11 protein-coding genes and 3 pseudogenes are annotated in these 11,750 nt (G+C 44.9%); 3 read left to right on the plus strand and 11 right to left on the minus strand.

The window, feature by feature from the left end:
• Positions 1-32: 32 nt before the first annotated feature.
• The 11 genes and pseudogenes from PX484_RS05610 to PX484_RS05660 form a co-directional block, all read right to left on the minus strand.
• The gene (locus tag PX484_RS05610; RefSeq protein ID WP_002763237.1) at positions 33-365 is read right to left on the minus strand and encodes a type II toxin-antitoxin system Phd/YefM family antitoxin; all 333 of its coding nucleotides are present in this window, start codon (positions 363-365) and stop codon (positions 33-35) included.
• A gap of 68 nt (positions 366-433) precedes the next feature.
• Positions 434-5,038 carry a glutamate synthase large subunit gene (gene gltB, locus PX484_RS05615; RefSeq protein WP_288103107.1) on the minus strand — a complete coding sequence of 1,535 codons (4,605 nt, stop codon included), beginning with the start codon at positions 5,036-5,038 and terminating at the stop codon, positions 434-436.
• 300 nt (positions 5,039-5,338) lie between these two features.
• The gene (locus PX484_RS05620; protein ID WP_287767667.1) at positions 5,339-6,226 is read right to left on the minus strand and encodes a succinate--CoA ligase subunit alpha; all 888 of its coding nucleotides are present in this window, start codon (positions 6,224-6,226) and stop codon (positions 5,339-5,341) included.
• A 309-nt stretch (positions 6,227-6,535) separates the two neighbouring features.
• Positions 6,536-6,840 (minus strand): annotated as a pseudogene (locus tag PX484_RS05625) (transposase); the annotation flags it as partial.
• Positions 6,831-7,247, minus strand: coding sequence for a YggT family protein (locus PX484_RS05630; protein WP_287665376.1), 417 nt, complete (start codon positions 7,245-7,247; stop codon positions 6,831-6,833). The gene PX484_RS05630 and the pseudogene PX484_RS05625, both read right to left, overlap by 10 nt.
• 89 nt (positions 7,248-7,336) lie before the next feature.
• Positions 7,337-8,200 (minus strand): cyanophycinase, encoded by an 864-nt coding sequence (locus PX484_RS05635; protein ID WP_002803198.1) that lies wholly within the window; start codon positions 8,198-8,200, stop codon positions 7,337-7,339.
• 233 nt (positions 8,201-8,433) lie between these two features.
• A pseudogene (locus PX484_RS05640) lies at positions 8,434-8,893 on the minus strand (RNA-guided endonuclease InsQ/TnpB family protein); the annotation flags it as partial.
• 196 nt (positions 8,894-9,089) lie between these two features.
• Positions 9,090-9,278 (minus strand): annotated as a pseudogene (locus PX484_RS05645) (transposase); the annotation flags it as partial.
• Positions 9,279-9,286: 8 nt separating this feature from the next.
• On the minus strand, positions 9,287-9,436 hold the full coding sequence (locus PX484_RS05650; RefSeq protein ID WP_149978494.1) for a lmo0937 family membrane protein: 150 nt from the start codon (positions 9,434-9,436) through the stop codon (positions 9,287-9,289).
• Positions 9,437-9,486: 50 nt separating this feature from the next.
• Complete coding sequence (locus PX484_RS05655; protein WP_002803199.1) at positions 9,487-9,963, minus strand: CsbD family protein; 477 nt, start codon at positions 9,961-9,963, stop codon at positions 9,487-9,489.
• 292 nt (positions 9,964-10,255) lie between these two features.
• Positions 10,256-10,438 (minus strand): CsbD family protein, encoded by a 183-nt coding sequence (locus PX484_RS05660; RefSeq protein ID WP_002752242.1) that lies wholly within the window; start codon positions 10,436-10,438, stop codon positions 10,256-10,258.
• A 320-nt stretch (positions 10,439-10,758) separates the two neighbouring features.
• Here PX484_RS05660 and PX484_RS05665 point away from each other — a divergent pair, with 320 nt between their 5' ends.
• The 3 genes from PX484_RS05665 to PX484_RS05675 form a co-directional block, all read left to right on the plus strand.
• Positions 10,759-11,061, plus strand: coding sequence for a hypothetical protein (locus tag PX484_RS05665; protein WP_002799007.1), 303 nt, complete (start codon positions 10,759-10,761; stop codon positions 11,059-11,061).
• Positions 11,062-11,194: 133 nt separating this feature from the next.
• Complete coding sequence (locus tag PX484_RS05670) at positions 11,195-11,377, plus strand: hypothetical protein (protein ID WP_287665384.1); 183 nt, start codon at positions 11,195-11,197, stop codon at positions 11,375-11,377.
• Between the two features lie 33 nt (positions 11,378-11,410).
• Positions 11,411-11,750 (plus strand): RNA-guided endonuclease InsQ/TnpB family protein (locus tag PX484_RS05675; RefSeq protein WP_288103111.1); only part of this gene is annotated, 340 nt, incomplete at its 3' end.

The following is an 11,750-nucleotide window of genomic DNA, read 5'->3' on the forward strand; positions in this document are numbered from 1 at the left end:
ATAATTGAGTAAAAACTCGCACAATTTCGGTTTCAGACTTCTGCGGCTTTTTCTTGCTCAATCTCGGTCTCCAATTCTTGACGTAATTCTTCTAGAGAAGTGGTGGCAGCTGTCTGAGATAATCTTTCTTGTGACCAATTTAAGGACTGAAAAAGTCGTTGAGCGTTAGCTGGAGAGCGCAAAAGATAAACTTCTTCTAATAAAGCGGATAATTCGTCAGCAGCAATCAAGGCCACATCATGATGACCCTGACGTTGGACAATAACGATCGAGTTTCCCAGTTCTACTTGTTCTAAAACCTGAAGAAAATGTTCTTGTGCTTGGGTATAGCTAGTATAGGTGGTGGGGATGGGCAGCATGGCCATTAATCAACTCCGCAGTCAAAAAATTAATCAATGGGTGCGTTAACCAAGAGTAACGCACCCCAAAGAAATTACACCGAAGTTAAGGTTTTCTCCGCGCTAATTTGCGCTTCGGGACTATCCGCTTCCGAGGGAGGGACCACTTGCCAGAATTGACCGAGATAGCTATCCCAATTAGCTAAAATTAACTTACCTTTGGGGCTATTAGTGCGTTCTACATGGGCCTCAATTAAAGATTTTAACTGTTCCGCACCGGCAGCCGTGGCAACCCGTTGAATCTTGACAATTTCGGGGTTGAGTTTCTCCGGTAGGGAGGGATCAAGGATATAAGCTAATCCTCCCGTCATCCCGGCGCCGACGTTGCGACCGACGGAACCAAGCACGACAATTACCCCCCCGGTCATGTATTCACAGAGGTGATCCCCGGCCCCTTCGATAACTGCTTTTGCGGTGGAATTGCGAACAGCAAAGCGTTCACCAGCGCGACCATTAACGTATAATACCCCACCGGTGGCCCCGTAGAGACAGGTATTACCGATAATAGCGTTATCTTCGGGCTGATAATTGGCGTTTTGGGGCGGTACGATGACAATTTCGCCGCCGTAGATGCCTTTACCCACATAATCGTTAGCTTCTCCCTCTAAATGGAGATTGACACCGGGTAAATTAAAGGCTCCGAAACTTTGACCGGCCGCACCCTGAAAATTGAGCTTAATTTCGCCTTCAAAGCCGTCATTCCCGTATTTTTGGGCAATTACCCCCGCAATTCTCGCCCCGACGGAGCGATCGGTATTGACAATCCTGTAGGTTTTGCTGACGGTTCCCTGTTGCTCGATCGCCTGTTTAATCTCGCTATCGGCTAGAATATCGTCATCGAGAACAGCACCGTTACTATGTACTTCCTCGTGCTGCAACCAAGAGCGATCGCTACGGCCATCGGGTAAATTCAACAAACAATCGAGATTGAGGGATTCTGTCTTAGTTAAACGAGCATCGGAGCGCACTTTTAACAGATCTGCCCGGCCAATCACCTCATTTAAACTGTGATAGCCTAATTTCGCCAATAATTGCCGCGTTTCCTCAGCCACCAAAGTGAAGAAATTGACCACATGAGCGGGAATTCCTGGAAAACGAGCGCGGAGACGTTCCTGCTGGGTAGCGACTCCCACAGGGCAATTATTCGTGTGACAGACGCGGGCCATGATACACCCCTCAGCAATCATGGAAATGGAACCAAAACCGAATTCCTCCGCACCCATCACGGCAGCCATGAGGATATCCCAACCGGTTTTTAGTCCCCCATCTGCACGCAAAATCACCCGATGACGCAGTTGATTTTCCATTAACATCCGATGCACTTCCGTTACTCCCAATTCCCAGGGACTACCCGCGTGTTTGATCGAACTTAGGGGTGATGCACCTGTACCACCATCGTGGCCCGAAATCTGGATAATATCAGCGTTAGCTTTGGCAACTCCGGCCGCAATTGTACCGATACCGATCTCGGCCACTAATTTGACGGAAACTTTGGCCCGGGGGTTAATTTGGTGTAAATCGTAGATTAATTGTGCTAAATCTTCGATCGAGTAGATATCGTGGTGAGGAGGGGGAGAAATCAAGGTAACACCCGGTTTTGATCGCCGTAACATGGCAATATAGGGACTAACTTTTTTCCCGGGTAATTGACCTCCTTCTCCCGGTTTTGCTCCCTGGGCCATTTTAATCTCTAGCTGTTTTCCACTCATTAAATATTCGGGAGTGACTCCAAAACGACCCGAAGCTATCTGTTTAATGGCAGAATTGGCTGTATCACCGTTTTTTAAGCCGTTTAGGTGGGGCATGGTCACGGAATGTCCTTCTGCATCCACATCGCTTAAGCTGGTGTAACGGATCGGATCTTCTCCCCCTTCTCCGGAATTGGACTTACCTCCGATGCGATTCATGGCGATCGCTAGGGTTTCGTGTGCTTCCCGGCCCAAGGCACCGAGGGACATTCCCCCTGTGCAGAAGCGTTGCAGGATACTTTCGATCGATTCTACTGCTTCGAGGGGAATTGAAGCTCGATCGCTGTTAAATTCTAATAGATCGCGCAATGCAGTAACGGGTCTTTGCTGCAAGATTTGACGATAGGTTTCGTAATGGTCATATCCTTGACCTTGGGAGTGAGCGGCCACGGCTTTATGGAGTGCTTTCGCCATTTCCGGGGAATTCATGTGGTATTCTCCCCCCGGACGGTAGTTGACAAAACCGTAGTTTTCTAGTTTTTTAGCGGTAAGATTGGGGAAAGCTTTACTGTGGAATGCGATCGCTTCTTGGGCCACTTCAGCAATGCTTAAACCCCCGACGCGACTGGTAGTACCGTTAAAAGCTAGTTTAACTAAATCTGCCGATAATCCGATCGCCTCGAAAATTTGCGCCCCATGGTAGGAAGATAGGAGAGAAATACCCATTTTCGAGAGGATTTTCAGTAATCCTGCTTCTACGGATTTGCGGTAGTTAATTAGGGCTTTTTCGAGGCTAATAGCTTCTAATTTGCCGTTTTCCATCAATTTCTGGGTTTTTGGCTCGATCCACCACTGGGCGATCGTTTCTAGGGCCAGATAGGGACAAACTGCGGAAGCGCCATAACCAATTAGACAAGCGAAGTGATGGGTACTCCAACATTGGGCCGTGTCGATCACGATGGAAGCTTTTAAACGCAAGTGTGAGCGAATCAGGTGATGATGGACGGCACCAACAGCTAATAAGGGGGGAATATAGCTAGTTTTTTCGTCAATAGAAGCAGTTCTGTCACTGAGAATTAAAATTTCTGCTCCCGATGCTACTTTCTTGGCGGCCTCAGCGCACAAATTAGCGATCGCGGTTTCTAATCCCTGCGGTCCGGTGGTCAGATCATAAAGGGTAGAAAGTTCGGCTGTTTTGTAGCTAGAGGTTTTAACTTTGGCTAATTCCGCATTATTGAGCAGGGGAGAGTCTAATTTCAGTAAATGTGCGTCATCAACCCCTAATTTAAGTATATTGCCCCGTCGTCCCAGATACATAGTCAAGGACATGACTAAACTTTCGCGTAAAGGATCGATGGGGGGGTTAGTAACTTGGGCAAAACGTTGTTTAAAGTAATCGTAGAGAAGATGGGGTTTACTGGAGAGGACTGCTAGGGGAGTGTCATCACCCATACAGAAAGTCGGTTCTTTTCCCTGTTCTGCCATGGGAACGATAATCATATCCACATCTTCGGCAGTATAACCAAAAGCGGTTTGCAGGGGAAGGAGATGACTAGGAGCGGGAATGTCTATCGCTGTTTCTTTGTCAATCAAGGTGCGTTGGGATTTCACCCATTCACCGTAGGGATTAGCTCGGGCAATTTCCTGTTTAATCTGCCAATTACGCTTAATTTCGCCTTTTTCTAGGTCCACTGCGAGCATTTGACCGGGGCCGAGACGACCTTTTTCCATAATGGTGGTTTCATCGAGGGGAATAGTTCCCGCTTCCGAGGAAACGACGATATAACCATTGTTAGTAATGCTATAACGGGCCGGTCGCAAACCGTTGCGATCTAAACAAGCGCCGACGATTCCCCCGTCACTGAATACCAGTAAAGCCGGACCGTCCCAGGGTTCCTGTAAACCGCTATAGTATTCGTAGAAGTCGATAATTTCGGGATAATTCTGTAAATCCGGCTGATTATTGTAGGCCTCCGGCACTAGGATCATAGCCGCTTCTAGGGGACTGCGACCGGTTCTCACCAATAATTCTAGGGCGCTATCGAGGTTATAGGAGTCGCTGTTAGCGGGGTTAACAATGGGGGTCAGGGATTGTAATTCTTCGTGGGTCCAACCTTGGGTTTCTAAAGCGGGTTCCCGGGCCGACATCCAGTTAATATTGCCCAAAAGGGTGTTAATTTCGCCGTTATGACCCAATAAGCGCATCGGTTGAGCGAGGGGCCATTTCGGTTGGGTATTGGTGCTAAAACGACGGTGATAAATGGCAAATTGACTGCTATAGGCGGGATTTTGCAGGTCTAGATAGAATTCTCGCAGGATTTCGCCCCGTACCATCCCTTTATAGACAATGGTGCGACAGGAAAAGGAACAGAAATAGAAATCATCGGCCAGTTGCTTACCGACTTCAGAACGGGCAATATAGAGTAGGCGATCGAATTGAGAACCGGCTAAATCGGGGGAAGTCACCAGAATTTGCTCGACGTAGGGTTGATTTTCCCTTGCTTGTCTTCCGAGGACTTGGGGACGGACGGGAACAGCACGCCAACCTAAAATCTTAATATTATATTTATTGACAATTTCTTCGATGTGTGCCTTAGCGTCGGCGCGTTCTTGGGCCGCTTGGGGAAGAAAGACCATACCCACCCCTAGTCGCTCAGATTCTGGCATATTTAAGCCATTTTCGGCGAACCAAGTAGCGAGGACATCTCTGGGGATAGCGGTCATCATACCGGAACCGTCCCCGGAATCCTGATCGGCGCTGCAGCCTCCCCGGTGTTCCAAACAACCTAAGGCTAAAAGGGCCTGTTCAATCAGTTGATGGCTGCCAGAACCGCGCACATCGGCAATAAAACCGACTCCGCAAGCGTCCCGCTCCTCTACGAGCCATCGGGGACCCCAATAGGGATCGATTTGGTGTATATTGTCGGTTTTTAGGTTATTTTGTTGCGCCATAGAAGTTATCCTTAGGGTCGTTGTCTAGAAGGGTGGGATAGTTGGTCTGCTGAAAGGGTCAATCTAGAATAGAATTTTTTTTGATCTTGCCGTTTCGATTGTCGCTGATTTTTCCTAATTTTTGCCTGTTGCCATCTTTATCTTGGCCGGTCTGAGGAATCACAGGTGATCTACCATGATATAGTAGCTCTCAGGAATTGTCATCGAAAATCCCCTGGATGGGGTGAAACATCCTGTTAGGTGCTTATTTTGGCAGAATATTCTCAGATTATAAATATTATTGGAGCAATGGGGTCAAATTCAGGACAAGACTTTCGCTAAAGAGGTGGGTAAATCGGCCAATTTTTCCACCACTGTCACCCCAGCTTCTTGAAAATGACGTAAGCTATCTTTTCTGGTATTCTTAGCGGCAACAGAGTAGGAAAGTTGGTTAGAAATAATTGTTTCTGTATCACCGAAATTGGTTTCAATGGCTGTATTTAACCCCACAAGATAGGCAATCACTGGTTTTTCGATCGCCGAGGCAATATATTTGGCCGCCTCGATTTCGGCCTTTCCTCCCACCTGACTGACGAGGAGAATTGCCTCGGTATTGTCATCTTCCTCGAAAACCTGCAACCATTGGGACAAATTTGAGCCAATAATGCCGTCAGTACCCAAATTTACCGCCATAGATTCACCATAACCCGCCGCTGTTAAAGTTTTCGCCACTTCATCCCCTATGCGATCGCCACGCGTGATCAGACCGATTGTCCCCGATTGATAAAAATTCGGTTCACAAATACCCAACCAAAGATAATTGGGAATAATTACACCCTGGCTGCCGGGGCCGAGAATTAATGTCCCGGTGGTACTAGCTATCTTTAATAATTCCACCAGATCCAAGGGGGGTACTCCTGGGGTGACGATAATTAATTGGGGAATTGCTGCTGCGATCGCTTCTAAGGCCGCATCTAGGACTTGATTGGGGGGGACTAAAATTAAACTGGTCTTGATTTCTCCGGTTTCAGCAACGGCCTCGACCACTAGATCAAACACTGGTATCTCTGCGATTATCTCACCACCGTGGCCACTAGCCACCCCCGCTACTAAACAGGTTCCCTGAGCTTTCAATCGTGCCGCATAATATTTGCCTAGGGGTCGATCGATCCCTTGCATAATTATCTGATCTTTATCTGTCCATTTCATATATTAAGTGTTGGGAGTTGTTTCAGTAAACAGTAAACAGTAATCAGTAAACAGTAAACAGTAATCAGTGAGACACTGTTGATGGGAGTTTTTTTCAGTGGTCAGTAAACAGTAAACAGTAATCAGGTTCTGAAGGCAAGAGTCACTCATGCAAGAGGCAAAAGAAAGAATCTGGCAATTCTCCCACCTAAAAAGAAGGTTAGAAACTAGGCACATCAAAGCTTTTAGCTTAACCAATGAGGTTTTAGATTCGGCCCTTGTGAACTGAAAACTCACATCTGATTACTGATGACTGATGACTGATATACTTTAGCCGTTCATAATCTGAGATTTATTAAACTTCTGAAATCCTAGAGTGAGCAAGGAATCCAGTTCTTTTTTATGTTTCAGATGGGCATCATTCAGACATTCATAAATAGTTGAAGAAAAGTCGGAAAAGTTTTCATAATATTTACCATATAAACATTTCTTTTTGACAAATTTCCACAGGCTTTCAATTAAATTTAGATTAGGCAATAAGACGGCAGATAGAGTAATTCTATTGACAAAGAAAGAGCCAATTATTCAACAATTTTACATTTTTGATAGCGGGCATTATCTAATACTAGAGTGATTTGAGGAAAAAATGCAAGTTATAGCCGTGCAAAGTATAGCTCAAGAGAGCATAGGCTATGATCGCAATCACAATATTAACATCAAATATGTTTGCTCCACCAGATGAAGCAGGGCTAATGAATAAGGTGGAAAATGGCTCAATGAAAGGTGCAGATAGATGATTAATCAACTGAGCAAATTGATTTTGTGGGTTCGCACCAAACAAACGCAGCAAGAACCTCATTACCAGTGGTATTTGCACTATTCCTGCCAGCCCGAAAATGCTATTAATTATCCAATTTAAGGTATTACTTCGTCTGGCAGATCGCAGGCGTTTCTCTTCTTGATCAAGTCGAAAAGCCTCTTCATCATGTAGCAGTTCTCGTCGCCGCTCAAGATTGGTTTCATCATCCCGATCGTGATTCATTCTTAGACCTCAGAGTCAATATTTTTCTGATTTAAATAAATTCTCCAATCAGTGGCGGGTACAAGCCACCACTGATTGTTCCCTCCGACCTACTCCCTTTCAACTTCTGCCTCCTTTTTAGGATTGCTATCCCTTAACTCTATTGATCGAGAGAAAACGGGCTTGCGAGTTTTCAAGTTAAAGCGGAATCCTTGAGGTAAGATGTGCAACCTGACTCCACACACTGCCATCGCTTCATCTTTGAGCAGTTCGTCTAAATTATCATAAGTTGCTTCTGATTCATCGACAACTGTTATAGCCCCACGCCCCAGCACTTTAAATTCGTCACCGTCCACAACTACTGCTGTATCTTCGTCAATGCCAAAGCCTAAGTTAGCTGGCTGCTGTAAGAGAGCGGAAATCAGGCGACCTAGCCGTCCGCGCTGGGCAAAATGCTGATCGATCACCACTGAGTGCAGAAATCCCATTCCCGGACCCATCTCTATGGCATCCATGCGTGCGTTGGTTTCGGAGTCTCCTTCAATAATCATCAGATCGGGCATTATGGCAGCACCGGCACTTGTCCCACCTACCACCATTCCCTCCCGATTGCGTTGGTGAAGTAAGGCATCTAGCTGAGTTCCCTTGATGTGTTCAATGATTAGGGCTTGATCTCCCCCGGTAAAAAACGCTCCTGTGGCTTCCTCAATGATTTTCAGGTTTTCTGGATCGTCGGCATCTTCCCTGTGAATGGTATCGAGGACACGCACATCCTCGACACCGAGTCGCTCAAACACTCGGGTATAGGTTTCTCCAGCCGAACGAGGCTCACTTGTTGCCGCCGTTAACACGGCAATTTTAGCTTTAGTCCCGCCAGCACAGCGAACAAACTCTCGCAAGATTTGACAATCTCCTTCTTTGTCTTCTGCTCCACCAATGATGATTAATTGCCCGCGCTCTTTTGTGGATTCCATACAAAAACTCCTTGAATAACTAAACAGCACAACAACATAAAATTAAATTATGATCGTTCACACCTCCCCTACCCAATACCGTTCGGTTGAGCAAAGCAGCCCCCACCCCCCTCAGTCCCCACCCCTCTCTTATCTCCCCTTTCAGGGGAGACGATAGAATTACCCCTTAAGGGGGATTTAGGGGGTGGGATTGACATCCTCACCGCCCTAAAAGGGACGGTGATTCCTAGACCTCACGATCTAGGTTTCTGCTTCTTAGCAGTTGCCTTCACAGACTCACTCTGTTCGGGTCTGACACTCGCGACCCAGACTGATACCGCAAGCCCTGCGGCCAAAATGTTTTTACTGGCGTTAACATCCCTTTCATGGCAAGTTCCACATTCAGGACACTCCCATTCTCGGACACTTAACGGCATTTTCTCAACGATATGCCCACAATTATTGCACCGTTTTGAACTAGGAAACCATCTATAGCGTTTCTCGCATCTGTGCGGCACAGTTAAACCTTTACTGATTAAGCTGTTCAGGCTCGGGAATGTACCTCGTGTGAATCAGAAATGCTATATCTATTTCCCGATAGTTTCTCCCATACCAACGGCATTTATAGGCTAATTGTCGAGTGATTTCTCCCCAACTAACATCTGATATAGCTTGAGCTAGTTTCGGGTTTTTTACAGGGTGAGAGCATCTCAAACGCTATTGACAATTGGCCAATTTTGTCATCCGCGTGGGCATTTCAAGTGATACCAGTCAATCAGAATAGTTACGAAATCGACCCATTTGGTCGATTTTTGCTTAACAATTGAGATGGCAAATTCTCCTCAAATATGCCTGAATCGTGGGCAAGCAACTCACATAAAGTTCATTTTGTCAAGGATTGTTAAGATGCGCTTACCTTGGGGTTTTTTACCAGGTTTTTTACCGCTAAATTCTCAACTACAATCGTTTGGTTTTCACGAACTAATTGAGTGGTTAGCTTATGTAAATGGTCTTTTCTGCCATCGGTGATTCGAGCCTGAATCTTAGCTACTTTGATTCTTGCTTTTTCCCGATTTTTTGACCCTTTCTGTGTTCGAGAATGAACAATTACCGTCGCCTCATGAACAAGTTGTAGACAACGCCAATCAGCACCAAAACCAAAAGCAGGTGGATTAAGCCGCCGCCAATGTTAATGGAGAATCCTAACACCCAGAGGATGAAAAGTATAACAACGGCAGTCCAAACGAGATCGAACATATTTCCCTCCTTGATTTAGAGAAAAGTAATGAAAATTCAGTCACCGATCCTTAATTGAGTATATCTTGAACCGTATCTTTTACGTCTTCTACTGCATTGCGAACTTGGCTTTCGACTTGTTTAGCTTTTCCAGCAACTTGATCTTGGCGGTTGCCAGTAGCTTTACCTATCGCTTCTTGAGCTTTGCCTTCAATGTTCTTTGTGACTGCTTTTGCCCTCCCTTTTAACTTCATCTGGTCTTTTATATCTTCTGCTGCGTTACGAGCCTGACTTTCGACTTGCTTGGCTTTTCCCATCATCTGATCTTTGGGATCGCCTGTCATGTTGCCAATCGCTTCTTGAGCTTTGCCTTCAATATTTTTCGTAACTGCCTTGGCTCGATTCATGCTTGCGATTTGAGTCTGCGATTGGGTGGGTAAAGTTGCAGCCCAACTATTTGTAGTTCCAAAATCAAAAGCTATAGTAATTGCCAGCATTATAGTTAAAATAATGGTGACAAAAAAGCGACGAATCTGTTGAAGTGACATCATTTTAACTCCCCAAAAGAATTTGATGAATCGATGATACATGGATGATGAACAACTACTGTCTAGATCCTTTCGAGAAAGATTTTTCTAGTCTTTGACGGCGTAAGTTTACCGAGGGAGAGATCTTCGACTTCTTTGAGAAGCTAGATATCTGGTAATATTGGGTTTATTTACGCCGCCTTGTCCTAGTGTTTCACCTGTCTCGAAAGAAACCATTTTTTGAGGAAGAGTTCCGATGAAAGCCTGGTTTCAATCATTTGTCTGAATGGCGGTTGCTGTGACAAACGACCTACTAATCAATGATTTTTTTGACTTCATCTTTCACATCTTCGATAGTGTGACGAACTTTTGCCTCTGCCTGTTTTTCCTTGCCCTCTGCCTGAGCTTTGGGATCGCCAGTCAGATCTCCTACTGCTTCTTGAACTTTACCTTCGATATTTTTGGCGGTTGCCTCGGTTCTATCTTTTAAGCTCATGATGCTCTCCTTATTGAATTTGTTGGATTTGAGAACTGCTTACCTAAGTTGAGCTAACAATTCTGCTTCTGGTATTACTGTAACGGGTGGTTGTTTGATTTACTGTATGAATTGATTGAGTCTGTATGAATTGCTTGAATACGACACAAAATGTAACGATACCGTTTCTGCAAGCATAGAACTTACGCATTGACAAAAAGGCTTAAATGTGGGTGGTATAATTTTGTTAGTCTTAGATACAATTTCTCTCTCGACTCTTGACAAAACCCTCTCCGATTTGATTTCCTGACAGAAGGGCATCTCTTATAACAGAACAACTGATGAGAAACATTACGAAGCCAACAACTGCTCAATGTAATCTGGCTATTTACACCCTATTTTTGCTCGGCGAACCTAAATATATAAGCTGTGTTCGTTTGGCTCAAATTCTGGGCAATTTATCTCATGACAGTGTCAATCGTTTCTTGTGGCGAGAGAACTATACACCCAAGGATTTGTTGGATGAAGTGGCTCCTCAAATCGAACTTGAAGGAGGAACAATCAGTACAGACGATATGGTAATTGACAAGCCTTATAGTCACCCAGCTAAAGCTGAGTTAATCGATTACTTTTACTGGTGGTAAACACAAAAAAGTAGTCAAAGGTATTAACGTAGTTACCTGATATTATACCGATTGTAAAGGAAGGTCAGTTCCCGTTAATTATTGAATCGTTAATAAACAGGAGGGTCAGACAAAACATGAATATTTCTTAGAAATGTTGGACGAAGTAAAAGCTTGGGGATTGAAACCAGAGACAGTCACAGGAGATAGTTGGTATGCTGCCAAAGAAACCATGAATACTCTTAAAGACAAGGGCTTTCGGGGTTTGTTTGCTCCTCATCGAAAATTTGGGTCTGAAACCCCGCCGTTTTACGGCGGCTTTACTGTTAAATATTAGCACATTTACGAAATATATGCTAAAATGTGAGGTATGGAAAAAGCCTATTCTTACCGATTTTACCCGACACCAGAACAAGAGTCGCTATTGCGGCGCACATTGGGCTGTGTAAGATTAGTTTACAACAAAGCTCTCCACGAACGAACACAAGCTTGGCATGAAAGACAAGAAAGAGTAGGATATGCTCAAACTTCTTCAATGCTAACCGATTGGAAAAAGCAAGAAGAATTAGACTTTCTCAATGAGGTAAGCTGTGTACCTTTACAACAAGGGTTAAGACATTTACAAACAGCTTTTACCAATTTCTTTGCTGGTCGGACTAAGTATCCTAACTTTAAGAAAAAACATCAGGGAGCAAGTGCCGAATTTACCA

This window comes from Microcystis sp. M49636_WE2, assembly GCF_030065375.1.
GTDB classification, from domain to species: domain Bacteria; phylum Cyanobacteriota; class Cyanobacteriia; order Cyanobacteriales; family Microcystaceae; genus Microcystis; species Microcystis aeruginosa_C.